Below are 22019 nucleotides of genomic sequence, written 5' to 3' on the forward strand. Positions count from 1 at the left end.
CTCCTGGCCGCGTCAGTAGCTGCGCTGGCCCCTGATGTCGTCCGCCTCGGTCAGCCGCTCCCCGGCGACGGCGGTCACCACCGTGCCCTCCGGCGTCTCGCACCAGGTCAGCAGCTTCAGCCCGGCCCGGTCCAGCACGATCTCCCGACTGCCCGCGCAGGAGCCGGCGGCCTCCGGCAGCTCGGCGTACGGGCTCAACTCCGGCGCGAACTCGCCCTCGTCGTCCGCCTCCTGCGCCAGCGCCAGCACGGTGCCGGACGCGGTCACCCCGTAGACGAGCAGGGACTCGTGGCCGGCCGCCGCCGGCGCGCCGCCGACAAACGCCGCCTCCAGCGGTTCGGGCCCCCCGTGGATCTCCCGGTACGCGCTCTCGACGAACCGCCGTGGCCCGTCCGCCAGCACCGTCTCGCCCCAGACGTCCGTCAGCGCGTACAGCGAGCCGCCGCTCAGCCAGGCGACGGGGTGTTCCCCGACGAGCGTGGCCGTCGGACGCAGCGGCAGCTCGGTGTCCGCCGGCAGTTCGGCGACCAGGACCGTGTCGGAGGAGTCGTCGAACAGCAGCACCGGCCCGTCGAAGTCCTCCCGGCACCAGTGGCCCACCAGCACGAGGGAGCGGTCGATGGCGCCGGCCTCGCTCAGATACGGCGCGTACGGGCAGCCCAGCGCGGTGACCTGGTCGAAGGTCAGGGGAGCGGAACGGTGCGGGGCCTCGGCCTCCGTCACGTCGCCCTGGTACTGGGGCAGCGGCGGCACCTTGGTGTAGCGCGGCGTGACGCAGCCGTTGGTGACCAGGTAGGGAGACCGCGCGACGCGCGGGGAGAAGGGGGACAGGTCCGGCGCGATCATCCGGAAGCAGGAGCCGGCGTCCTCCAGTCCCTCGGCGGAGAGCACCGTGCCGTCGCGCTGCCGCACTTCGAGCAGGTAGTTCGGCTGCTCCAGATAGAACTCCCACACCTGGCCCAGCGGAACCACGGGCCGCCAGTCGAAGCCGCCGCCGTCGTCCCCCTCGTAGGGGTGGGTGCCGGTCAGGAACATCCAGCTCCTGGCCGGGTTCTCAAAGCGGTGGCCCGGCTCCGGCAGGGCCGTCTCGCGCAGCACCTCGCCCGAGCCGCCGTCGAGGGTGACCAGCGTGGTGGCGTCCGCGACCACATGCACGGTGCAGAAGTCGGAGACGCCGACCTGGCCGATACGGCCCGGGTACGCGGGCAGTTCCGGGTCCTCCCGCGCGCCCTCGTAGCGCACGGTGTAGCGCCAGCGCTCCGTCCCGTCAGCGGTGTCATAGCCGATCACCGCGTCCTCGCCGTCGCCCGCCTCCACCGACACCAGGGTGCTGGCCACGGTCAGCGGATCGTCGTCGTGCTCAAGGGGCACCTCGCCGTCCTCGTACGGCGGTTGGTCGAGCAGACAGGTGGTCAGCGCCGCGGCGCCCGGCAGCGTCTCCTGCCACAGCACCTCGGTCGGCTCGAAGTGCGGGACACGCTCGTGGTGTTCGCCGTAGGACACCTCGACGCCCGTGTCGCGCTCCCCGGGCGGCACCGGCTGGGACGTCGCGTCCACCCGCGAGTCCGCCTCCCCGCCGCGCTGGAAGGACTGCGCGCCGTAGCCGCCGCCGACCCCCGCCAACCCGGCCAGCAGCACACCGGCGAGTGTCGCCGCCGTGAGCCGCCTGGCCCTGGCCCTGGCGTCGCCGGTGCCGGCCGGCGGCAGCCAGGAGACCCGGCGCCGGGACAGCAGGAAGCAGAGCGCCGCGGCGACCAGGGCGGCCGAGGCGGCGAGCAACGCCGCCACGGGGCGGCCCGGTTCGGTGGCGGAAGCGAACAGCTCCGGCGGATCGGCCTCGACCGTCCCGCCCAGGTACCCGATCACGGCGAGCGCCGCCGTCAGCGCCGCCAGCGTGCCGGCCAGCCGGAGGCCGCGCCGCGCGCCCAGGCCGCCGAGCAGGGTCAGCCAGGCGAGCAGCGCCGTGGCCGCCACCCACCAGGGCGCCGAGCCCAGTTCGTCGAACGGCGCGTCGGCCCACGGGGACAGCGCGGCGAGCGCGAGCGCCGCCAGCGCGCCACCGAACAGCGCCGGGCCCCACCACCAGCGCCCCGCCGGCCGCGCGGGGGAGTGCTTGGCCGGTTCCTCAGGTGCGGCCGACACGGGCGCCCTCCCTCTTCTCGTCCCCGACCCGGCTGGCGCCGTCAGAGGTGTTCCCCATCGCGAACATGGCCAACGACGTTACCGGGTGGGGCCGTTCCCCGCACCAGGGGGTGGTCAGCTCTGGGGCAGGGGCTCCAGCAGCTGGTCGAAGCCGGAGCCCCGGCAGGCCCACACCATCGGCCCCAGCTCGTGCTCGGCGTCGGTCAGCAGACACGAGTCGAGAAGCGCGCCAAGGCCCTCCGCGTCCAGATCGGGGGAGACGAAGACCAGATGCTGACCCCGGTCGCCCTGGTGCGGATCCCAGTCCACCAGAGCGGCGGCCCGCCGCTCCGGCGGCACCTCGGACCAGGCCGCCTCGGGCAGCGACGCCAGCCAGGGACCGATCCGGTCGACGCAGAGCGCCCCGCCGACGGCCTCCCAGGAGAGCATGGCGTCGAACCGGTCCGCCAGCCAGAACCGCCCCCGGCTGCGCAGCGCCGCACAGGCCAACTCCGGCAGCGCGGCGTAGAGCCGGTCCGGATGGAACGGGCGACGGGCCCGCCACACCCGGGTGGTCACCCCGTGGCCGGTGCCGTCCTGCGGGAGCAGCGCCGTCGCCGGATGCACCCGCGCCGCCGCGGCCACCGCGTCGAACCCCGCGGTGACCACGCGCGGGAACGCGGGATCCGCCGGGCCCGTCAGCCGGGCCAGCGGGTGCAGCTGCGCCAGCAGCGCGCGGTCGGTGGCGTCAGGCTCGGCCTCCCCCGCCACCAGGGCCAGCACCGGGGCGTACTCCAACTGCCGGGCGAACGTGTCTCCCACGGTGCGGTGGTCGCTCGGCGCGGCGGCCAGGCCGACATCGGCGAGATCGTCGGTGTTCGCCAGGCACGGCCGCACCAGGGCCGGGTCGATCGCGGTGACGACCCCCACCAGGGAGAGCCGCTCCTGGTCCGCCGCGCCGAGCAGCCGGGCGATCGCCTGCGGCTCGACGGAGTCCCACAGCTCGACGACGGCCAGGGCGCACAACACACCGCTGTCCGCGAGCCGTTCCAGCTCGGGCAGCAGGTCCTCGCGCAGCGCGCAGCAGGCGCAGTCGTTGACCAGGGGCGCCTCCCCGCTGTCCACCGGGCCGCCGCCGTCCCGCAGCACCCGGCGGACGGTGCTCTCGGCGGCGCCGGTGAGGTCGTGGTGCAGCGCCACACTGCGGGGCACCAGCCGCAGCAGCGCGTCCACGGTGGCCCGCCTGGCGTCCGCGTGCAGCCCGCCGACGATCACCACGGGCAGCATCAGCGTGCTCCCCGCTGTTCGTAGCGGCGCCGGAAGCGCTCGACCCGCCCGGCGGTGTCCACGATCCGCACGTTGCCGGTGTAGAAGGGGTGGCTCGCCGAGGAGATCTCGACATCGACCACCGGATAGACCTCGCCGTCCTCCCACTCCACGGTGGCCGCGTCGGGGCGGGAGACCAAGGTCGAACGAGTGAGGAACGCGAACCCGGCGGCGCGGTCGCGGAAGACCACCGGGCCGTAGGCGGGATGAATGTCCGACCGCATGGCGAAAGGACCTTTCTTCAGATGGTTGCGGGTGTTCGCAGTTGTTCACTGCTCTTCGCGGTTGTTCGCTGATGGCGTGCCTGGGTCACCAGCTGGACTTGGTGACGCCGGGGAGCTCGCCCGCGTGGGCCATCCGTCGCACATTGACCCGGGAGAGGCCGAAGGTGCGCAGATGGCCCCTGGGGCGCCCGTCCACGCTGTCGCGGTTGCGGATCCTGGTGGCGCTGGCGTCGCGCGGCTGGCGCCGCAGCTCCCGCCGTGCGGCCAGCCGCTCCTCCTCGCTGGTCGACGGGGTGCGGATGATCCTCTTCAACTCGGCGCGCCTGGCCGCGTAGCGGGCGACGATCTCCTTGCGCTGTTCGTTCTTGGCGATCTTGCTGGCCTTGGCCATGGGGTGTTCCGTTTCCTTCGCTGTCCGTGGGACGCGGGTCAGACCTTCTCGCCGCGCGCCCTGATGCGGGCGACGGCCCGTTCGATGCCGATGACGTCGACGGTCTTGACGCCCTTGGCGCTGAGCCGCAGGCGGACGAACCGGTTCTCGCCCGGCAGCCAGTACCGCTTGGTCTGGATGTTGGGGTTGAACCGCCGCCGGGTGCGCCGGTGGGAGTGCGAGATCTGGTTGCCGAAGCCGGGTGCCCGGCCGGTGAGTTGGCAGTGTGCGGACATGACGGGGTCCTCTCGTCGGGGGCGGTCCTCAGCCGTCGGGGGTGAGCAGCCCGCGCTGGTAGGCGCGGACCAGGGCCCGGGGCACCAGATGGCGGCGGCCGTCGATGGTGACGGGCACCAGATCCGGCGGGCTCGCCTTCCACTGGGCGCGGCGGTGACGGGTGTTGGCGCGCGACATCTTCCGTTTGGGCACGGCCATCTCGATCGGCTCCTCCTCGGACGGGGCACGACGGCCCACGTTATTGAAAATGATTGCCGTTTGCGTATCGTACCCCCGGACAGGCGAAACCCCAACGGACACCCGACGAACCCCGACGAACCCCGACGGACACCTGGCGGAGACCACGATGAGTCGACACATCCCGAGCCTGGGCGCGGTCCAGGAGACCCTGCTGATACCGCTCTACGGGCGGGCGGTCGAGCACCACCAACCCGAGCCCGCGCTCCGCGACCCCCGAGCCGTGGAGTTGGTGGCGGCCATCGCCTACGACTTCGGCCGCTTCGACGCGCTCCCCAGCCTCACCGGATCGGTGCTACGCACCGTCCTCTTCGACGCCTGGACGCGGGACTTCCTCGACCGCCACCCCACCGGGACGGTGGTGGAGATCGGTACCGGCCGGGGCACCCGCTACGAGCGCGCCGACAACGGGCGCGCCCACTGGTTCGACCTGGACCTCCCCGATGTGATCGCGCTGCGCCGCGCCTTCTTCGCCGACACCCCCCGCCGCCGGATGCTCGCGGCCTCGGTGACGGAGGAGGCATGGCTGGACGAGATCGCCCAACGGGCCGAAGGGCCCTGGCTGTTCAGCGCCGAGGCGGTGCTGCCGTTCCTCGCGGAGGAGGCGGTACGCCAACTCCTTCGGCGCCTCGCGCGCCGCTTCCCCGGCGCGCTGCTGGCGCTCGACACCAACAGCACCGCGCTGGTCGGCGCCCAGGACGGACACGACGCGCTCAGCAAGGTGGCGGCCCGGCTGCGCTGGGGGTGTGACGACATCGACGTACTCACCGACTGGGTCCCGGGCACCCGGATCCTCGGCTCCCACACCCTGACCTCACTGCCCCACGCGGTGCACGCCGGCCTGCCCACCCCCCACCGACGCATGCTCGACGACCTCGCCCGCCAGCGGCTGCCCCAGGTGGAGCAGTACCGGATGCACCTGGTCCAACTCCCCTGAACCCGCAGCCGATCAGAGGACCACCACCACGCACGACCAACGAACTCCCGTCAGGCCGCCGCCTCCCCCACGCTCCAGCTGGAGAAGCTGAGGTGGTAGGCCGTTCCGTCCCGCACATTGGTCGCGGCCAGTATCCAGGTGCCCGCGTAGGCGGTTTTCACGCCGTTGCAAGTGTCGGTCGCGCGGAAACAGACCCGCACATCGGTGCGGTAGAGGGCCTTGACGTTGATGTCGTTGCAGTGCGGGCTCGTCGTGGCCCATCCGGTGGACGGCCACCTGTGCCTTTCCCCGATCGCGGTGGTCTCGTAGCTGACGGCTTGGTCGTAGCAGGCCATGGGGCCAACGGGCGCGGCGGCTGCCGGCGCCGTGCCCGCGGCGGTCGCACCGCCGGTGATCAGTGCGAAGGACATCAGCAGCCGTAGCGCGCGTGAACGTGAACGTGGACGTGTCATCTGCTCTCCCCGAAATCGAGTCAGCGGACGAAAGGACGGATGCGGCAGCGGCGCGGGCGGCGCCCCGGCGGGGGAGCCGTCCGCGCTCGCCCGGGGGCAGCCAACCACAACCGTCAGGCCGCCGCCTGCGCCTAGAGCGCCAGGTGTTTGGCTCTGAGCGCCAGCGGAGGGCCGCGTCGAGACGAGCGGCCGTCCTCGTTGACCGCCGCCGGTCGGTGAGGTGCGGTCAGGCGCCGCACCGGCCCGGTGGGGCCTCCTTGCCGCAGACGAGGGCCGTCTCGCCGCCCGTCAGCCGGACCGCGAGCACGTGGGGCTCATAGGGCTCGACCCGGACGCCGGTGCCCTCGGGGACGTCGGCGCCGCTGGTGCCGACGACCTCGCCCCCGAGGGCGTCCCCCTCGGGGCGCAGCTCCAACTCCAGCTCGATGAAGGTGGGTTCCCGCGCCCCGTAGTCCCGCCAGGCGTAGGAGACGGCGCCGTCCGGCGGGATGGTGAGGCGTCGGTTGTGGCCGTACCAGTCCCCGACGAACGCGTCGGGGACGGGAGGTTCGGCCGACGGCGGGGGAGGCGGGTCGGGCGTCGGCTCCCCGTCCGCGCCGCACGCGACGGCCGACAGCACCACCAGAACCACGGCCCAACGGATCGGCGCCCACCCCTGATGTCCGCTCATGGAGACCATCAAGCGGGGGATCCGAACCCCTGTCAACGGGGGGCGACGCGGCGTCTCAGCACTCCACGATGTTCACCGCGAGGCCGCCCCTGGCCGTCTCCTTGTACTTGACGCTCATATCGGCACCGGTCTGTTTCATGGTGGCGATGGCCTTGTCCAGGGAGACATGGTGGCGACCGTCGCCGCGCAGCGCCAGGCGGGCCGCGGTGATCGCCTTGACCGCCGCCATGCCGTTGCGTTCGATGCAGGGGATCTGCACCAGGCCGCCGATCGGGTCGCAGGTGAGGCCCAGATTGTGCTCGATGCCGATCTCGGCGGCGTTCTCCACCTGTTCCGGGGTGCCGCCCAGCACCTCGGCGAGGCCGCCGGCGGCCATGGAGCACGCCGAGCCGACCTCGCCCTGGCAGCCGACCTCGGCGCCCGAGATGGACGCGTTCTCCTTGAACAGCATCCCCACCGCGCTCGCGGCCAGCAGGAACCTGACCACGCCGTCGGCGTCCGCGCCCGGCACGAAGTCCAGGTAGTAGCGGAGGACGGCGGGGATGATGCCGGCCGCGCCGTTGGTGGGCGCGGTGACCACCCGGCCGCCCGCCGCGTTCTCCTCGTTGACGGCCATCGCGTAGAGCGTGACCCACTCCAACTCGTGCGCGGCGCCGCCGGTCTCCGCGCGGAGCCGGCGCGCCGAGGCCGCCGCGCGCCGGCGCACCCGGAGGCCGCCGGGCAGGATGCCCTCCTCGGAGAGCCCTCGTTCGACGGACTCCCGCATCACCGCCCAGATGTCCAGCAGCCCGTCGCGGACCTCGGCCTCGCCGCGCCACAGCGCCTCGTTGCGCAGCATCAGCGCCGAGACGGAGAGGCCGGTGGCGCGGGTCAGCGCCAGCAGCTCGGCGCCGGTGCGGAACGGATGGCGCGGCTGCCGGTCGTCGACCCGGATCCTGGCCGTGCCGTCGGCGTCCTCCTCGACGACGAAGCCGCCGCCGACCGAGTAGTACGTCCCGGTCAGCAGCGGGTGGCCGTCGGCGTCCGAGGCGCGGAAGACCATGCCGTTGGCGTGCGCGGGCAGCGAACGCCTGCGGTACAGCACCAGATCGGTGTCCGGGTCGAACCCGATCGGATGCGCCTCGCCGAGGTCGGTGGCCAGCAGGCGCAGCCGGCGGCTGCTCCGCACCCGGTCGACCTCGGCCTCGGCCGCCGCGACATCGACGGTCTCCGGGGCGTGGCCCTCAAGCCCGAGCAGCACGGCCTTGGGCGAGCCGTGCCCGTGGCCGGTCGCGCCCAGCGAGCCGTACAGCTCGACGCGCACGGCGGCGGTGGCGGCCAGCGCGCCCTCGTCCTTGAGCCGGCGGGCGAACATCAGCGCCGCGCGCATCGGCCCCACGGTGTGCGAGCTGGACGGGCCGATGCCGACGCTGAACAGGTCGAAGGCGGAGAGAGCCACGGCCGGCTCACTGCTCGGTGAAGGCGGCGTACTCGTCCGCCGACATCAGCTCGGCCGGCGCGTCAGACGCGCTGTCGATACGCACCCTGAAGAGCCAACCGGCCTCGAAGGGCGCGGAGTTGACCAGCGCCGGATCGTCGACTACGGCCTGGTTGACCTCGGTGATCTCGCCGTTGACCGGGGCGTAGAGGTCGCTGACCGACTTGGTGGACTCCAGCTCGCCGCAGGAGTCGCCGGCGGTGACGGTGTCGCCGACCTCGGGGAGCTGGACGTAGACCACATCGCCGAGCGCGGTGGCCGCGAACTCCGTGATGCCCACCGTGGCGACGCCGTCGGCCGACTCCGACAGCCACTCGTGTTCCTTGCTGTAGCGCAGGTGCTGGGGGTTGCTCATGACAGCTGATTCTCCTGGATGGGGTTCATCGTGGTCGGTCGTCGAGGTTCGGCGCGGCGTGCGCCGGAGGGTGTGCGGGTCAGCGCTGCCGGGTGTAGAACGGCAGCGCGATCACCTCGTGCGGCGCCGCCGTGCCCCTGATGTCGACGGCGACGCCCGCCGTTCCCGGCTCGGCGTGCGTGGCGTCGACATAGGCGATGGCGACGGGGCGGCCCAGCGTGGGCGAGGGCGCGCCCGAGGTGACCTCGCCGATGACGGCGCCCGTCGCGTCCACCACCGGATACCCGGCGCGCGGGACCCGGCGCTCGGCGGCCACCAGGCCGACCAGCACCCGCGGAGGGGCGCTCGCGGCGCGCTCGGCGGCGCGTTCCAGAGCCGCGCGCCCCACGAAGTCGCCCGGCTTCTCGAACTTCACCACCCGGCCGAGCCCCGCGTCGAACGGCGTGGTCCGCTCGGTGAGTTCGTGCCCGTAGAGCGGCATCCCCGCCTCCAGGCGCAGCGTGTCCCGGCAGGCGAGACCGCACGGCACCAGACCGTCGGCGGCCCCCGCCGCCGTGAGCGCCGCCCAGAGCGCCTCGGCGTCGGCCGGGGCCACGAACAGCTCGAACCCGTCCTCGCCCGTGTACCCCGTCCGGGCGATCAGGGCCGGCTTCCCCGCCACCGTCCCCGGCAGTCCGGCGTAGTAGCGCAGCCCCGCCAGGTCGGCGTCCGTCAGCTCGGCCAGCACCCCGGCGGCGGCCGGGCCCTGGACGGCCAGCAGCGCGTACGCGTCGCGGTCGTCGCGGACCTCGGCGGCGAAGCCGGCGGCGCGCTCGCTCAGCGCGGTCAGCACCCGCTCGGCGTTCCCCGCGTTGGCCACCACCAGGAACTCGGCCTCGGCCAGTCGGTAGACGATCAGATCGTCCAGGATGCCGCCGTCCTCGGCACAGATCATGGTGTACCTGGCGCGGCCGACCCGCAGCGCGGAGAGCCGCCCCACCAGCGCGAAGTCCAGCAGCGCGCCCGCCTCCTCGCCCAGCACGGCGATCTCGCCCATATGGGAGAGGTCGAAGAGGCCGGCCGCCGTGCGCACCGCCTCGTGCTCGGCGCGCTCGCTGCCGTAGCGCAGCGGCATCGACCAGCCGGCGAAGTCCGTCATGGTGGCACCGAGCGCGCGGTGCACGGCGTCCAGGGCGGTGACGCGAGGGGAGTCGGACATGGGGCTTGCTCCAGGGGGTACGGGCGACGGGCGACACGCGGACGCGCGCGCCTTGGCCCTCCCCCTCTGTCATCGGCACCTGAGAGGTTCGCCGCGCCCTGCCGGACGGCGGCTTGCACCGTGGGTGGGGCCGGCGAAACCGGCCCGCTTTTCAGATCTGCCTCCCGCGCGCGGTAACGGGGCCTGAGAGATTCAAGGGAGGACTTGCTCCTTCGGCGCCCCGGAGCGAAAACCGGGGACTCTCCCGCGCGTGGTCAAACGGCCGATATGTACTTGTGGCTGAACGGTGTTGCTCCGCGGTTGCGGCCCGGCCATCATCGCACGGATGCCGGCGGGGGCAAGAGCCGAACACCGTTAGGGTTCGCTTCGACCCGGGGCCCTTCCGGGGCCGGGGAACACCGAGGGCCAGGAACGACGAGGGAGTGGAAAGAGCGGATGAGCGAGCACAGGGCGGGTCCCGGATTCGGCGGCGGCTGGCCGAGCAACGAGCTGGAGGAGACGTTGGCCGCCTCGCTCGGCGTGCCGGACGCGGCCCCGAAGCTCCTCCGAGTGCTCTCCCGCAGCGCCGTCTGGGTGCCGCTGCCCGAGGGCGGCGGCCGGGAGAGCAAGACGCTCGACCTGCCCACCATCGACCTCGCCGGCGGGGTGTTCGTGCCGGTCTTCAGCTCCGCCGAGCAGCTGCACCTCGGCGGCGCCTCCCATCTGCCGTTCACGGTCGCGCCGGCCTGGGAGTTCGCCCGCGGGCTGCCGCCCCAGGTGGGGATAGCCGTGAACCCCGGCGGGACGGTCGGCATCCCGGTGCCGCCGCTCGCCGTCGCCGAGCTGTGCCGTGTGACCCCGGGGGAGCGCACGCCAGGCGTGCCCTCCGGCGCGCGGATGCGGCTGTTCCAGCCGGACTGGCAGGACGATCCGGTCGCCTTCCTGACCGCCGCGGCCGAGGAGCTCGCGGCGCTTCCACCGGTGCGCACCGCGCGACGCGGCCTGGCGAGCGCCGAGGGCGCCGCCCCCTCGCTCTTCGTCGGCGTGGAGCTCGACGGCCTCGACGACGCCGTCCACACCGCGGTCAACGAGGCGCTGGGCCGGGCCCTGGCCCGCAGCCCGGCCGCCTGGCCGGTCCAGCTCGTCCTGTTGGACGCCGCCCAGGACCCGGTGGTGGACTGGCTGCGCGAGTGTGTGGCGCCGTTCTACTCGCGTGGCGCCTGAGCACGGGGCACCTTGTCAGCCGGAGGACGGGCTCGCAAGCTGCTTGCGAGACGGATTCGCGGGACGGGTCCTGTGAAGGCTGACGACCGAGCTGTGCCGCAGCGCGAGGAGGACGGGCCCAGGTGAGTGCGGGACAGGGCGTCGAGGAGCTGCTCCCCCAGGTGACGGCGGACCGGTTGGACACCTACGAGGCACTGCTGGGCGCGCTGGCCGGCGGCGAGGTCTGGATGCTGCTGTGGCAGGGCGCGCCCGGCGCGCCCGACGCCCACTACGGCGGCGTCGAGGTCGCCGGCCACGGCTACGCGCCCTGTGTGACCTCGGCCGCGCAGCTCGCCGCCAGCGGCTGGACCCGGGAGCACGAGGTGGTGCCGGGGCGCGATATCGCCGCCGCGCTCTACCCGGAGCACTGGGGGCTGTGGCTCAACCCGCACGCGCCGGGCGGCGGCCTCGGCATCCCCTGGCTCGATCTGCGACGGATCGCCGGCGGCCTCGACCGGCTGCCGGCGGGACCGCTGCTGATCAGCGAGCCCAGCGTCGACGTGGACCGTTTCTACACGCGCCTTGTCGCGCTCGCCCGGCGCACGCCCGTGCTACGCGCCCTGTGGCGCGCCTGGGTGCGCCCCGCGCTCGGGGCCTCCTATCTGGCCATCGGCCTGGATGTGGACGGCCGGCCGTCGGACGGCGCCGACACCGTGCGCGCCATGATGCGCGACGCGGTGGTCGAGGTGCCCGACGGGCTGACGGTCGGCACGGTGGCGATGGCCGACGGCTACGATCCGGTCGCCATGTGGCTGCGCGCCAACACCCGCCCGTTCTACGACAGGGACGCGCCGGGCGCGCCGTATCCGCCCGACCCCGCCGGGGGCGGTTCGGGGTACGGCTACCCGGGGGCCTGAGCGTCGCCCACCGCGTAGGCCGGGCGGCGACGGGGTACTCGGGGCGGGCACGTGAGGACCGGGCCGAGAGGAGCCACGAGGCATGAGCACCGTCAAGAGCACCCTGCCGGACGCCACGCTCAAGGTGGTGGGCGAGGCGCTGCGCGGCGCGCTGGTCGACCTGATCGACCTGTCGCTGGTCGCCAAGCAGACCCACTGGAACATCATCGGACCGCGCTTCCGCTCCGTCCATCTCCAGCTGGACGACGTGGTCTCCACCGCCCGCGCCCACTCGGACACGGTCGCCGAACGCTCCGCCACCCTCGGCGTGCCCCCGGACGGCCGCGCCGCCACCGTGGCCGCCGGCACGGGGATCAGCGACCCGCCCGAGGGCTGGCAGCGGGACGACGCGGCGGTCCGGTTCATGGTGGACGCCCTGGGCGCGGTGATCGTCCGGATGCGGGAGCGGCTGGACGAGGTCGGCCCCGTGGACTCGGTCAGCGAGGACGTGCTGATCCAGATCACCAAGGACCTGGAGAAGCACCACTGGATGTTCCAGGCGGAGAACGCCGGCTGACCCGCCGCGACCCCGATCGGCGGAGGGGGGGAACAGCCGCCGGACGCCGTTCCGCCGCGACCGTTGACGCGACCTCTGACGCGGCCGTTGAACGGCGGGATCGGCGCGCCGGGAAATTCACGTCGCCGCGTATGTCGCCGACAAGCGGGCATATCATCAAGGACAGTTGACGAATTCCGGGGGGTTAACGCATGGCCACTCCGCTCTCCGCCGACAAGGTTGTGAAGGCGCTCAAGGACGAGGGCGTGAAAATCGTCGAACACAAGAATTGGCGTACACACAATCGAAATAGCGCCGGAGCCTGGGGGCCCGTGCACGGTGTGATGGTCCATCACACGGTCACCTCGGGCACCGCCAGCTCCGTCGATCTCTGCTACAACGGGCACTCCTCCCTGCCGGGGCCGCTCTGTCACGGCGTCATCGCCAAGGACGGCACGGTCTATCTGGTCGGGCACGGCCGGGCGAACCACGCCGGCAGCGGCGACCGCGCCGTGCTGGACGCGGTGATCGCCGAAGGCAAACTGCCCCCCGACCAGAAGGCCGACACCGACGGGAACAAGCACTTCTACGGATTCGAGTGCGTCAACCTCGGTGACAACAAGGACCCTTGGCCGGCCGAGCAGGTGGAGGCGATCGTCCGGGCCTCGGCCGCGCTGCTGCGCGCACACGGCTGGGGAAAGTCCGGGGACACCTCCGTGATCGGCCATCTGGAATGGCAGCCGGGGAAAATCGACCCGCGCGGTCCCGGCGTCTCCATGGGCGATATCCGCAAGCGGGTCAGCGAACGCCTCAAGCACCCAGCCGACTGGAGCCCCGGCGGCTCCAACCCGCCCCACGAGGAGGATGACGTGCCCAAGCGGACCCTGTACGGCACCACGGGCGACTACACCCAAACCCTGCGGCCGGGCTCCTGGACCACCCTGAAGTTCGACCGCAAGTACGGCGGCAAGGGGTGGGAGACCAAGACGCCCGAGCCGTCCGTCGCCTTCGGTGCCTGCTACTACTCCACCACGGTCGCGGTGCGCGCCAGCGGCCTCAGCCGGGGTCAGGAGTTGCAGATCAGGGTGGCGCACTACGCGGAGAAGGACGGCGGCGGCTTCGAGCGCACGGGCGGCATGCCGATCAACTCCCCGGTCCACGACGGCGGCGACGCCCACTTCACCTACGCCTGGAACGGGCACCTCTCCGGCTCGCGGCGGCTGCGGGTCGAGGTCGCGCAGTACGGGGACGAGCCGATCGTCATCGACTACGTCAGGGCCGAGACGCTCTACTGGTCCAGCTGACGGCGCTCAAGACGCCCGGACCGCTCGGCTGGCGTGCTTCCCTGCTTCCCTGCTTCGCCTGGTCGGTCTGGTTCGCCTGGTTCGGCGGCTGGCGGTCGATTGTCAGCGGTCGGTACTACCGTGGTCACCATGCGCTACGAAGCTCGCCACAGCGAGGCCCGAGGCTGGTATGTCGTCTCCGACGAGGGCCACTTGGCCCATGTCCCCGATCCCGACACGCAGGCGTTGCGCGCCGCGCTCTTCGAGCGCGAGGCGGACGCGCTGCGCTGCGCCCTGGAGTTGACCCGCCTTGGCACGCTCAACTGAACCGCCCGGCCAGGGCGGCGTCCTGGCGCCGCCCCGCCCCTCAGGGCGCGCTCTCGGACGGTGTCGGCTCCGGGGTCCGCGCGGCCTCGGCCACCATGCCGAGATAGCGGTCCCAGTCCCAGTGGGGGCCCGGGCAGATCCGGATCACCTCGGGCACCTCGTTGTGGCCCACGATGTGCTCGCGGTCGATGGGTATCTCGTGCCGCGCGCAGATCCCGGCCACCAGCCGGGCCGAGGAGGCGTAGAGGGCGTCCGTCAGATACTCCGGCTGGTCCGCCCAGCCCTCGTGCTCGATGCCCACGCTGCGCTCGTTGAAGCCCTGGTGGCCCGCGTGGTAGGCCACATCCAACTCCCTGGCGAGCTGGGCGACATGGCCGTCCTCGGAGCGCACCACATAGTGGGTGGCCGCGCCATGGGCCGGATCCTGGAAGACCCGCAGTGTCACGGCGTAGTCCGCCTCCGGCATATGGATCACCACCCGGTCGATCGAGTAGTCCCGAGGGCGGTTGGCCCTGCGGTAGTTGGCCGAGGCCGCCGGCACCCACTCCGCGCCCGGATGGTCCACCTCGCCCTCGACACGCGGGGTGTTCGCCCCCGAATACCGCCACCACCAGCTGCTCAGCCGATCCCGGTTGGCGATCCCGACGATCCCGGCCGCCCCCACAAGACCTCCGGTCAGCAGCGCGCGCCTCGGCAGCTCCCGCTGCCGGCCGCGTCCCGACCTGTCCCCCGCATGTTCACCCATCGTGACCTCCGGCTGGGAGAACGGTCGGTGCCGGCGAGGGGTTCCGCCGGGGCCTCCGATCCCGGTCGGCTGGTGGCGGGCTCGTAGAATCGGCGGCATCATGCCCTACTTCGACCACGCGGCCACGACGCCCATGCTGCCCGAGGCCCAGGCGGTGATGGCCGCCCAGCTCGGCCTCACCGGCAACGCCTCCGCACTCCACGCCTCGGGGCGGCGGGCGCGGCGCATCGTGGAGGAGGGCAGGGAGGAGCTGGCCGGTGCGCTGGGGGCCCGGCCCAGCGAGGTCGTCTTCACCTCCGGCGGCACCGAGGCGGACAACCTCGCGGTCAAGGGGCTCTACTGGGCCCGCCGCGCGGCCGATCCGCGCCGCGTCCGGCTGCTGGCCAGCCCCGTGGAGCACCACGCGGTGCTGGATGTGGTGCACTGGCTCGCCGAGCACGAGGGCGCCGAGGTGGAGTGGCTGCCCGTGGACGCCTGGGGGCGGGTCCACCCCGGGACGCTGCGCGCGCGGATCGAGCGGGCGCCGGAGACGGTGGCGCTGATCACCGTCATGTGGGCCAACAACGAGATCGGCACCATCCAGCCCATCGCCGAACTGAGCGCGCTGGCCGCCGAGTTCGAGATCCCGATGCATGCCGACGCGGTGCAGGCGGTGGGCCAGCTCCCGGTGCGCTTCGGGGAGTCGGGGCTGGCCGCGCTCACCGTCTCCGGGCACAAGATCGGCGGCCCGCTCGGGGTCGGCGCGCTGCTGCTGTCCCGCGATGTCACCCCGGTCCCGGTGCTGCACGGCGGCGGCCAGGAGCGGGACGTGCGCTCCGGCACGCTGGACGTCCCCGCCATCGCGGCCTTCGCCACCGCAGCCACCCACGCGGTGGCGCGCCAGCCGCGCTTCGCCGACGAGGTCGGCGCGCTGCGCGACCTGCTGATCGCCGAGGTGCGGGGCGCGGTGCCCGACGCCAGGCTCAGCGGCGATCCGGAGCCGGCCGGCCGGCTCCCCGGCAACGCGCACTTCGCCTTCCCCGGCTGCGAGGGCGATTCGCTGCTGCTGCTGCTGGACGCGCAGGGCATCGAGTGCTCCACCGGCTCGGCCTGCACCGCCGGCGTCGCCCAGCCCAGCCATGTGCTGTTGGCCTCGGGCGCCGATCCGGAACTGGCGCGCGGCACCCTCAGGTTCAGCCTCGGCTCCACCTCGACCAGGGCCGACGTCGACGCCCTCGCCGGCGCCATCGCCCCGGCCGTGGCACGGGCCCGGGCCGCCGGGCTCAGCTGACGGGGGTCGTACCCTGGACGGGCTATGACTGACTTCCCCGGTGCCCCCACCGGCCCCCGTACCGGCCCCCGACTGCGCGTGCTGGCCGCGATGTCGGGCGGCGTCGACTCGGCGGTCGCCGCCGCCCGTGCCGCCGAGGCGGGCCACGAGGTGACCGGCGTCCACCTCGCCCTCTCCGCCAACCCGCAGTCCTTCCGCACCGGCGCCCGCGGCTGCTGCACCGTCGAGGACTCCAGGGACGCCCGCAGGGCCGCCGATGTGATCGGCATCCCGTTCTATGTGTGGGATCTCGCCGAGCGGTTCCGCGCCGAGGTCGTCGACGACTTCATCGACGAGTACCGGGCCGGCCGCACCCCCAACCCCTGCCTGCGCTGCAACGAGAAGATCAAGTTCGCCGCCCTGCTGGACCGGGCGCTGGCGCTCGGCTTCGACGCGGTCTGCACCGGCCACTACGCCGCCGTCCGGCGCACCGCCGAGGGCGGCCGGGAGCTGCACCGCTCCAGCGATCCGAGCAAGGACCAGAGCTATGTGCTGGGCGTGCTCGACGATCGGCAGCTGGCGCACGCGATGTTCCCGCTGGGCGACACGAGCTCCACCAAGGACGAGATCAGGGCCGAGGCCGAGCGGCGCGGTCTGGCGGTGGCCAGGAAGCCGGACAGCCACGACATCTGCTTCATCGCCGACGGCGACACCCAGGGCTTCCTCGCGCGGCACCTCGGTTCCGCCGAGGGCGACATCGTGGACCAGGACGGCACCAGGCTCGGCACCCACCAGGGCGCCCACGGCTTCACCATCGGCCAGCGGCGCGGCCTGCGCCTCGGGCATCCGGCGCCGGACGGCAAGCCCCGCTATGTGCTGGACATCTCACCGGTCGAGAACACCGTCACGGTCGGCCCGGCGGAGGCGCTGGACGTGGCGGCGCTGACGGCCATCCGTCCCCGCTGGTGCGGCGACACGGTCCCGGCCGGCGTCGGCCGCTACACGGCGCAGCTGCGGGCGCACGGCGCGGAGACGCCGGTGAGCGCCGAGCTGGTCGACGGCGAGCTGCGGGTGACGTTCGACGCGCCGGTGCGTGGCGTGGCGCCTGGGCAGGCCGTGGTGCTCTACGACGGCAGCCGGGTGGTCGGTTCGGCCACCATCGCGCGCACCACCAGCGCGGCCGGCACCGCCAGCGCGGCCGGCACCACCAGCCGGGCCTGACGGCGGCGCCTGGCGGCCGTCACCCCAGGTCGGTGCGCCGGTTGCGGAGCACGGGCAGGACGGCCCTGGCAGCGTCCGTCGCGGCCTCGTCCAGATCGGCGACCAGCAGCCCTGGGGCGCCGTCCAGCCGCGCGACGACCTCGCCGAGCGGCGAGACCACCATGCTGTGCCCGATGCCGGTGGGCGCCGAGGTCGCCGGCGGTTCGCCGACCGACGCCGGATCGGCCTGGCCGACGGCCAGCACCCAGCTGGTGCTGTCCAGCGCCCTGGCCCGCACCAGCACCTCCCACTGCTCGGCCTTCCCCTGGCCCGCGCCCCAGGAGGCGGGCAGCACCATGACCCGGGCGCCCCGGCCGGCGAGCCGCTGGAACAGCTCGGGGAAGCGCACGTCGTAGCAGGTGGCGAAGCCCAGCGTCAGCCCGTCGAGGGACGCGGTCACCAGCCGGTCGCCGGGGGCGACGGTGGTGGACTCGGCGAAGTCGAAGGCGTCGAAGAGATGCAGCTTGTCGTAGTGGGTGTCCACGCCACGGCCGGTGATCAGGAGGGTGTTGCGCACCCGGCCCTGGTCGCCCGGGGTGAACATCCCGGCCACCAGCAGCACCCCGGCGCGCTCGGCGATCTCCCGCACCGCGTTCGCCCAGGGCCCGTCGAGCGGCTCGGCCACCGGCGCCAGGGGAACGCCGAACCTGGCCATCGTCGCCTCGGGGAAGACCACCAGGTCGGCGCCCCGCGCCGCGGCGAGCCCGGTCTGTTCGGCGACCAGGCGCAGGTTCTCCGCCGGCCGGACTCCACTGGCCAGTTGGCTGAGCGCGATCCGCATGGGGGCACGTCCTTCCGCCTCGGGGGTAAGGGGGACCATGGTCCTATGGCGACACATGTGATCACAGGCGCGGGTTCGGGTATCGGCGCGGCCCTCGCGGAGCGGCTCCTCGCGCGCGGCGACGAGCTGTGGCTCTGGGCGAGGAACGCGGGGCGCGCGAAGGAGCTTCGGGAGCGCTTCCCCGGCGCGCACACCCTGGTGGGCGACCTCGCCGAGCCCGAGCGCCTCTCCTGGGCGCTGGGGCACCAGTCCCCGCCGGACCGGGTGGACTCGCTGACGCACAGCGCCGGCGTGGTCGAGCTCGGCGAGGTGGGGGAGTTGACGCCGAAGGTCTGGCAGTCGGTGCTCGCCGCCAACCTGCTGGCCCCGGCCGAGCTGACCCGGCTGCTGCTGCCCCAGCTGCGGGCAGCGGCCGGCCATGTGGTCTTCGTCAACTCGGGCGCCGGGCTCAACACCAGCCCGGGGTGGGGCGCCTACGCGGCCAGCAAACACGGTCTGCGCGCGCTCGCCGACGCGCTGCGCGGGGAGGAGCGGGCGAACGGGCTGCGCGTCACCACCGTCTATCCCGGGCGGACGGCCACCCCGATGCAGCGCAAGGTGCACCAGCAGGAGGGGCGCCCCTACGACCCGGAGGTCTGGATTCCGCCCGAGGCGGTGGCGGAGACCGTGCTCACCGCGCTCGACCTGCCGCGCGGCGCCGAGATCACCGATCTGCGGGTGCGCCCGACGCGTTGACCCCCGGGGTTCCGTACGCTGCGTCGGGTGACGACGAAGATGAAGTTCCCCTGGGGCCCGGCCTCGGCCACCGGAGTCGGTTCGATGCCGGGCGAGGACGCCAGGGAGGCGGCCCGCACGGTCGCCGGCGAGCTGGACTCGCTGTTGTTCCTCCCCGAGTTGCCCGCCCGTGGCCCGGGCGCCGACATCGTGGGCCGCACCGCGGGGCTGCTCGCCGAGCTGTATGTCCGCCTGGAGCCCAGCGGTTGGCGGATCGGTGACCGGCCCGGACGGGACACCCGCAGGTCCAGGGCGTGGCTGCGGGAGGACCTGGACGCCTTCGAGGAGTTCACCCAGGGCTACCAGGGCGTGGTCAAGGTGTCGGCGCTCGGCCCCTGGTCGCTGGCCGCCGCCCTTGAGCGTCGCAACGGCGAGGCGATGCTGGGCGATCGGGGCGCCACCAGGGACGTGGCCGAGTCGCTGGCCGAGGGGCTCGCCGAGCATCTCGCCGAGGTGCGGCGCCGGGTGCCGGGGGCCACGGTGGTGACCCAGTTCGACGAGCCATCGCTGCCCGCGGTGCTGGCCGGCCGGGTGCGCACCGCCAGCGGCTACCGCACCCACCGGGCGGTCGACAGGGGCGCCGTCCAGGAGACGCTGCGCCGGCTGGTGGCGGTCGCGGGCGAGGCGCCAGTGGTGGTGCACTGCTGCGCCCCGGGGGTGCCGTTCGAGCTGCTGCGCGGGGCCGGTGCCGCCGCGGTCTCGTGCGATCTGGCGCTGTTGACCGAGCGTGACGACGAGGCGGTCGGGGAGGCCGTCGAGGGCGGCGTGGCGCTGTTCGCCGGGGTGCTCCCCGGCGCCGGCGTCGCGCCCGGAGAATTGTCAGACCCGGCCGGTACTGTCACATCAGTCAGGTCGCTTTGGCGCAGGCTGGGGTTGTCGCCCGGGCTTCTCTCGGAGTCCGTGGTGGTCACCCCGTCCTGCGGGCTCGCTGGCGCCTCCCCGGCGTACGCGCGGGCCGCGTTGGCGCAGTGCGTCCGGGCGGCGAGATCCCTCGCGGACAACCCTGAGTGACGGGAGACAGGACTGTGGCTGGCGAACGACCCCTCGAAGACGAGTCGTCGGTGCCTCCCGAGGCGCGTGAGCGGCACGCCCGCCTGGCGGAGCAGGTGGAGGAGCACCGCTTCCGCTACTACGTGCGCACGGCGGTGATCAGCGACGCCGCCTTCGACGCGATACTGCGGGAGCTGATCGCGCTGGAGGAGGAGCACCCGGCGCTGCGCACCCCCGACTCGCCCACGCAGGCGGTCGCCGGCCGCTACGAGACGGAGTTCACCTCCGTCGAGCACGCGGAGCGCATGCTCTCCCTGGACAACGCCTTCGATGACGAGGAGCTGGCCGCCTGGGAGCAGCGGGTCTCCGACGAGCTGTCCGGCATCCCGCACCACTTCCTCTGCGAGCTGAAGGTGGACGGCCTCGCCGTCAACCTCACCTACGAGTACGGCCGGTTGACCAGGGCGGCCACCCGGGGCGACGGGCGCACGGGCGAGGACATCACGCCCAACGTCCGCACCATCGACGAGATCCCCAACCGCCTGCTGGGCGAGCGGGTCCCCGAGCTGGTGGAGATCAGGGGCGAGGTGTTCTTCCCGATGGAGCGGTTCGAGGAGCTGAACGCCCGGCTGGTCGCGGCCGGCGAGAAGCCCTTCGCCAACCCGAGGAACGCGGCGGCCGGTTCGCTCCGGCAGAAGGACCCCAAGGTCACGGCGGGACGCCCGCTACAGATGGTGGTGCACGGCATCGGCGCCCGCCGGGGCTTCGACATCGGCCGCCTCTCGGAGGCGTACGAGCTGCTGGCCGAGTGGGGCCTGCCGACGGCGCGGGCCAGCAAGGTGGTCACCTCGCTGCCCGAGGTGCGGGAGTTCGTCGCCTACTACGGCGAGCACCGGCACGCCGTGGAGCACGAGATCGACGGCGTGGTGGTCAAGCTCGACGAGATCCCGCTCCAGGGGCGGCTCGGCCACACCTCCAGGGCGCCGCGCTGGGCCATCGCCTGGAAGTACCCGCCGGAGGAGGTCAACACCCGGCTGGTGGACATCCGGGTGGGCGTGGGCCGCACGGGCCGGGTCACGCCCTACGCGGTGGTGGATCCGGTCACGGTGGCCGGCTCCGAGGTGGAGTTCGCCACGCTCCACAACCAGCAGGTCGTCAAGGCCAAGGGCGTGCTGATCGGGGACACCGTCGCGCTGCGCAAGGCGGGGGACGTGATCCCGGAGATCCTGGGCCCGGTCGCGGATCTCAGGGACGGCAGCGAGCGGGAGTTCGTGATGCCGACGGCCTGCCCCGAGTGCGGCACGGGGCTGATGCCGATGAAGGAGGGGGACATCGATCTGCGCTGCCCCAACGCCCGTTCCTGTCCGGCGCAGTTGCGGGAGCGGATCTTCTATCTGGCGGGCCGCCGATGCCTGGACATCGACCACTTCGGCTATGTCGCGGCCACCGCGCTCACCCAGCCGCTGGAGCCGACGGCGCCCCCGCTGCTGGACGAGGGCCGGCTCTTCGAGCTGACGGTGGAGGAGCTGCTGCCGATCAGGTCCCATGTGCTGGATCAGGACACGGGGCTGCCCAAGACGGATCCGGAGACGGGCGAGCCCAAGGTCGTCACGTTCTTCGCCAACCAGCAGGGCGAGTTGAAGAAGAACGCCCGGGCCATGCTGGAGAGCATCGAGGTGGCCAAGCAGCGGCCGTTGGCGCGGATCATCGCCGGTCTCTCCATCCGGCATGTGGGGCCGGTCGCCGCCGAGGCGCTGGCCCTCGAGTTCCGTTCGCTGGACCGGATCGCCGAGGCCACGGAGGAGGAGTTGGCCGCCACGGAGGGCGTGGGGCCGACGATCGCCGCCTCCCTGAAGGACTGGTTCGCGGTGGACTGGCATCGGGACATCGTGGAGCGCTGGCGGGCGGCCGGGGTGCGGCTGGCCGAGTCCGGTGAGCGGGCGGACACACCGCGTCCGCTCGCCGGCGTCACGGCCGTCGTGACGGGCACGCTCGGCAGCCACACCCGGGACGAGGCCCAGGACGCGCTGCGCTCCAGAGGAGCGAAAGTGACTGGATCTGTCTCCAAGAAGACGAGTTTTGTGGTGGTCGGGGAGAGTCCTGGATCAAAATTCGACAAAGCGATGCAGCTCAAGGTGCCAGTTCTGGACGAGGACGGTTTCGCCGTGCTGCTGGCACAGGGCCCGGACGCCGCTCGCGAGGTGGCGCTCGCGCCGCCCGAGGCCGAGGAGGGGCAGGAAGCCGACGCCGCGCCCGCCTGACACCGCTGACCAGCGGCGTTGTCGCCGAGCGCGGCCTTGCGGGCGCGTCCG

24 protein-coding genes and 2 riboswitches are annotated in these 22019 nt (G+C 73.2%); of the genes, 11 read left to right on the forward strand and 13 right to left on the reverse strand.

Features of this window, described 5'->3' with window-relative positions:
- Nucleotides 1-12: 12 nt before the first annotated feature.
- From K4G22_RS23655 to rpmF, 6 genes are all read right to left on the reverse strand, one after another.
- Entirely contained in the window at nucleotides 13-2142 is a 2130-nt protein-coding gene (locus tag K4G22_RS23655) for a hypothetical protein (RefSeq protein WP_228082362.1), read from the reverse strand.
- 114 nt (nucleotides 2143-2256) lie between these two features.
- Nucleotides 2257-3408, reverse strand: coding sequence for a CobW family GTP-binding protein (locus K4G22_RS23660; RefSeq protein WP_228082363.1), 1152 nt, complete (start codon nucleotides 3406-3408; stop codon nucleotides 2257-2259).
- Nucleotides 3408-3671, reverse strand: a complete 264-nt coding sequence (locus K4G22_RS23665) for a type B 50S ribosomal protein L31 (RefSeq protein ID WP_228082364.1) — start codon at nucleotides 3669-3671, stop codon at nucleotides 3408-3410. The genes K4G22_RS23660 and K4G22_RS23665 overlap by 1 nt, the downstream gene beginning before the upstream one ends.
- Before the next feature lie 85 nt (nucleotides 3672-3756).
- Nucleotides 3757-4062: a 30S ribosomal protein S14 gene (rpsN, locus tag K4G22_RS23670; protein ID WP_228082365.1), complete on the reverse strand. Its 306-nt coding sequence runs from the start codon at nucleotides 4060-4062 to the stop codon at nucleotides 3757-3759.
- Nucleotides 4063-4100: 38 nt separating this feature from the next.
- Nucleotides 4101-4337 (reverse strand): 50S ribosomal protein L28, encoded by a 237-nt coding sequence (rpmB, locus tag K4G22_RS23675; RefSeq protein WP_228082366.1) that lies wholly within the window; start codon nucleotides 4335-4337, stop codon nucleotides 4101-4103.
- A 28-nt stretch (nucleotides 4338-4365) separates the two neighbouring features.
- The gene (gene rpmF / locus K4G22_RS23680; RefSeq protein WP_228084207.1) at nucleotides 4366-4536 is read right to left on the reverse strand and encodes a 50S ribosomal protein L32; all 171 of its coding nucleotides are present in this window, start codon (nucleotides 4534-4536) and stop codon (nucleotides 4366-4368) included.
- Between the two features lie 148 nt (nucleotides 4537-4684).
- Here rpmF and K4G22_RS23685 point away from each other — a divergent pair, with 148 nt between their 5' ends.
- Complete coding sequence (locus K4G22_RS23685; protein ID WP_228082367.1) at nucleotides 4685-5512, forward strand: class I SAM-dependent methyltransferase; 828 nt, start codon at nucleotides 4685-4687, stop codon at nucleotides 5510-5512.
- Between the two features lie 50 nt (nucleotides 5513-5562).
- On the opposite strand, the gene K4G22_RS23690 is transcribed toward K4G22_RS23685, so the two are convergent.
- The 5 genes from K4G22_RS23690 to gcvT form a co-directional block, all read right to left on the reverse strand.
- Entirely contained in the window at nucleotides 5563-5964 is a 402-nt protein-coding gene (locus K4G22_RS23690) for a hypothetical protein (RefSeq protein WP_228082368.1), read from the reverse strand.
- Nucleotides 5965-6190: 226 nt separating this feature from the next.
- The gene (locus K4G22_RS23695) at nucleotides 6191-6634 is read right to left on the reverse strand and encodes a hypothetical protein (protein WP_228082369.1); all 444 of its coding nucleotides are present in this window, start codon (nucleotides 6632-6634) and stop codon (nucleotides 6191-6193) included.
- A 55-nt stretch (nucleotides 6635-6689) separates the two neighbouring features.
- The gene (locus K4G22_RS23700) at nucleotides 6690-8072 is read right to left on the reverse strand and encodes an L-serine ammonia-lyase (protein ID WP_228082370.1); all 1383 of its coding nucleotides are present in this window, start codon (nucleotides 8070-8072) and stop codon (nucleotides 6690-6692) included.
- 7 nt (nucleotides 8073-8079) lie between these two features.
- Complete coding sequence (gcvH, locus tag K4G22_RS23705) at nucleotides 8080-8466, reverse strand: glycine cleavage system protein GcvH (RefSeq protein ID WP_228082371.1); 387 nt, start codon at nucleotides 8464-8466, stop codon at nucleotides 8080-8082.
- A 79-nt stretch (nucleotides 8467-8545) separates the two neighbouring features.
- Complete coding sequence (gene gcvT / locus K4G22_RS23710; RefSeq protein ID WP_228082372.1) at nucleotides 8546-9664, reverse strand: glycine cleavage system aminomethyltransferase GcvT; 1119 nt, start codon at nucleotides 9662-9664, stop codon at nucleotides 8546-8548.
- 56 nt (nucleotides 9665-9720) lie between these two features.
- Nucleotides 9721-9825, reverse strand: a riboswitch (glycine riboswitch).
- Nucleotides 9826-9921: riboswitch (glycine riboswitch) on the reverse strand.
- Between the two features lie 178 nt (nucleotides 9922-10099).
- Between gcvT and K4G22_RS23715 the strand changes: the two genes are divergently transcribed.
- From K4G22_RS23715 to K4G22_RS23735, 5 genes are all read left to right on the forward strand, one after another.
- Nucleotides 10100-10867: an enhanced serine sensitivity protein SseB gene (locus K4G22_RS23715; protein WP_228082373.1), complete on the forward strand. Its 768-nt coding sequence runs from the start codon at nucleotides 10100-10102 to the stop codon at nucleotides 10865-10867.
- Between the two features lie 122 nt (nucleotides 10868-10989).
- Nucleotides 10990-11763, forward strand: coding sequence for an enhanced serine sensitivity protein SseB C-terminal domain-containing protein (locus K4G22_RS23720; RefSeq protein ID WP_228082374.1), 774 nt, complete (start codon nucleotides 10990-10992; stop codon nucleotides 11761-11763).
- An 82-nt stretch (nucleotides 11764-11845) separates the two neighbouring features.
- The gene (locus K4G22_RS23725; protein ID WP_228082375.1) at nucleotides 11846-12319 is read left to right on the forward strand and encodes a Dps family protein; all 474 of its coding nucleotides are present in this window, start codon (nucleotides 11846-11848) and stop codon (nucleotides 12317-12319) included.
- A 191-nt stretch (nucleotides 12320-12510) separates the two neighbouring features.
- A complete protein-coding gene (locus K4G22_RS32030) occupies nucleotides 12511-13602 on the forward strand; it encodes a peptidoglycan recognition protein family protein (RefSeq protein WP_228082376.1) in 1092 nt (363 codons plus the stop codon).
- Nucleotides 13603-13731: 129 nt separating this feature from the next.
- Complete coding sequence (locus K4G22_RS23735; RefSeq protein WP_199823913.1) at nucleotides 13732-13908, forward strand: hypothetical protein; 177 nt, start codon at nucleotides 13732-13734, stop codon at nucleotides 13906-13908.
- Nucleotides 13909-13948: 40 nt separating this feature from the next.
- Here the strand turns inward: K4G22_RS23735 and K4G22_RS23740 are convergent, their stop codons facing one another.
- The gene (locus tag K4G22_RS23740) at nucleotides 13949-14653 is read right to left on the reverse strand and encodes an N-acetylmuramoyl-L-alanine amidase (protein ID WP_228082377.1); all 705 of its coding nucleotides are present in this window, start codon (nucleotides 14651-14653) and stop codon (nucleotides 13949-13951) included.
- Nucleotides 14654-14753: 100 nt separating this feature from the next.
- Here K4G22_RS23740 and K4G22_RS23745 point away from each other — a divergent pair, with 100 nt between their 5' ends.
- Both K4G22_RS23745 and mnmA read left to right on the forward strand, forming a co-directional pair.
- Nucleotides 14754-15923, forward strand: a complete 1170-nt coding sequence (locus K4G22_RS23745; RefSeq protein WP_228082378.1) for a cysteine desulfurase family protein — start codon at nucleotides 14754-14756, stop codon at nucleotides 15921-15923.
- A gap of 24 nt (nucleotides 15924-15947) precedes the next feature.
- A complete protein-coding gene (gene mnmA, locus K4G22_RS23750; protein WP_228082379.1) occupies nucleotides 15948-17123 on the forward strand; it encodes a tRNA 2-thiouridine(34) synthase MnmA in 1176 nt (391 codons plus the stop codon).
- Nucleotides 17124-17142: 19 nt separating this feature from the next.
- On the opposite strand, the gene K4G22_RS23755 is transcribed toward mnmA, so the two are convergent.
- Nucleotides 17143-17943, reverse strand: coding sequence for a carbon-nitrogen hydrolase family protein (locus K4G22_RS23755; protein WP_228082380.1), 801 nt, complete (start codon nucleotides 17941-17943; stop codon nucleotides 17143-17145).
- A 45-nt stretch (nucleotides 17944-17988) separates the two neighbouring features.
- Here K4G22_RS23755 and K4G22_RS23760 point away from each other — a divergent pair, with 45 nt between their 5' ends.
- Genes K4G22_RS23760 through ligA form a run of 3 tightly spaced genes read left to right on the forward strand, consistent with a single transcriptional unit; the run spans nucleotide 17989 to nucleotide 21968 of the window.
- Entirely contained in the window at nucleotides 17989-18678 is a 690-nt protein-coding gene (locus tag K4G22_RS23760; RefSeq protein WP_228082381.1) for an SDR family oxidoreductase, read from the forward strand.
- A 39-nt stretch (nucleotides 18679-18717) separates the two neighbouring features.
- On the forward strand, nucleotides 18718-19728 hold the full coding sequence (locus K4G22_RS23765) for a methionine synthase (RefSeq protein WP_228084208.1): 1011 nt from the start codon (nucleotides 18718-18720) through the stop codon (nucleotides 19726-19728).
- A gap of 14 nt (nucleotides 19729-19742) precedes the next feature.
- Entirely contained in the window at nucleotides 19743-21968 is a 2226-nt protein-coding gene (ligA, locus tag K4G22_RS23770) for an NAD-dependent DNA ligase LigA (RefSeq protein WP_228082382.1), read from the forward strand.
- Nucleotides 21969-22019 lie beyond the last annotated feature (51 nt).

Origin of the sequence: Streptomyces profundus (genome assembly GCF_020740535.1) — a bacterium.
Taxonomy (GTDB): domain Bacteria; phylum Actinomycetota; class Actinomycetes; order Streptomycetales; family Streptomycetaceae; genus Streptomyces; species Streptomyces profundus.

What these genes read in the sequence shown, in the direction of transcription:
- K4G22_RS23695 (WP_228082369.1), bottom strand. Translation starts at nt 6,634, where the DNA reads ATGAGCGGACATCAGGGGTGGGCGCCGATCCGTTGGGCCGTGGTTCTG.
- rpsN (WP_228082365.1), bottom strand. Translation starts at nt 4,062, where the DNA reads ATGGCCAAGGCCAGCAAGATCGCCAAGAACGAACAGCGCAAGGAGATC.
- K4G22_RS23760 (WP_228082381.1), top strand. Translation starts at nt 17,989, where the DNA reads ATGGCGACACATGTGATCACAGGCGCGGGTTCGGGTATCGGCGCGGCC.
- K4G22_RS23755 (WP_228082380.1), bottom strand. Translation starts at nt 17,943, where the DNA reads ATGCGGATCGCGCTCAGCCAACTGGCCAGTGGAGTCCGGCCGGCGGAG.
- mnmA (WP_228082379.1), top strand. Translation starts at nt 15,948, where the DNA reads ATGACTGACTTCCCCGGTGCCCCCACCGGCCCCCGTACCGGCCCCCGA.
- rpmF (WP_228084207.1), bottom strand. Translation starts at nt 4,536, where the DNA reads ATGGCCGTGCCCAAACGGAAGATGTCGCGCGCCAACACCCGTCACCGC.
- K4G22_RS23690 (WP_228082368.1), bottom strand. Translation starts at nt 5,964, where the DNA reads ATGACACGTCCACGTTCACGTTCACGCGCGCTACGGCTGCTGATGTCC.
- K4G22_RS23745 (WP_228082378.1), top strand. Translation starts at nt 14,754, where the DNA reads ATGCCCTACTTCGACCACGCGGCCACGACGCCCATGCTGCCCGAGGCC.
- K4G22_RS32030 (WP_228082376.1), top strand. Translation starts at nt 12,511, where the DNA reads ATGGCCACTCCGCTCTCCGCCGACAAGGTTGTGAAGGCGCTCAAGGAC.
- K4G22_RS23660 (WP_228082363.1), bottom strand. Translation starts at nt 3,408, where the DNA reads ATGCTGCCCGTGGTGATCGTCGGCGGGCTGCACGCGGACGCCAGGCGG.
- gcvT (WP_228082372.1), bottom strand. Translation starts at nt 9,664, where the DNA reads ATGTCCGACTCCCCTCGCGTCACCGCCCTGGACGCCGTGCACCGCGCG.
- K4G22_RS23765 (WP_228084208.1), top strand. Translation starts at nt 18,718, where the DNA reads ATGAAGTTCCCCTGGGGCCCGGCCTCGGCCACCGGAGTCGGTTCGATG.
- K4G22_RS23665 (WP_228082364.1), bottom strand. Translation starts at nt 3,671, where the DNA reads ATGCGGTCGGACATTCATCCCGCCTACGGCCCGGTGGTCTTCCGCGAC.
- K4G22_RS23725 (WP_228082375.1), top strand. Translation starts at nt 11,846, where the DNA reads ATGAGCACCGTCAAGAGCACCCTGCCGGACGCCACGCTCAAGGTGGTG.
- K4G22_RS23735 (WP_199823913.1), top strand. Translation starts at nt 13,732, where the DNA reads ATGCGCTACGAAGCTCGCCACAGCGAGGCCCGAGGCTGGTATGTCGTC.
- K4G22_RS23740 (WP_228082377.1), bottom strand. Translation starts at nt 14,653, where the DNA reads ATGGGTGAACATGCGGGGGACAGGTCGGGACGCGGCCGGCAGCGGGAG.
- K4G22_RS23715 (WP_228082373.1), top strand. Translation starts at nt 10,100, where the DNA reads ATGAGCGAGCACAGGGCGGGTCCCGGATTCGGCGGCGGCTGGCCGAGC.
- gcvH (WP_228082371.1), bottom strand. Translation starts at nt 8,466, where the DNA reads ATGAGCAACCCCCAGCACCTGCGCTACAGCAAGGAACACGAGTGGCTG.
- K4G22_RS23685 (WP_228082367.1), top strand. Translation starts at nt 4,685, where the DNA reads ATGAGTCGACACATCCCGAGCCTGGGCGCGGTCCAGGAGACCCTGCTG.
- rpmB (WP_228082366.1), bottom strand. Translation starts at nt 4,337, where the DNA reads ATGTCCGCACACTGCCAACTCACCGGCCGGGCACCCGGCTTCGGCAAC.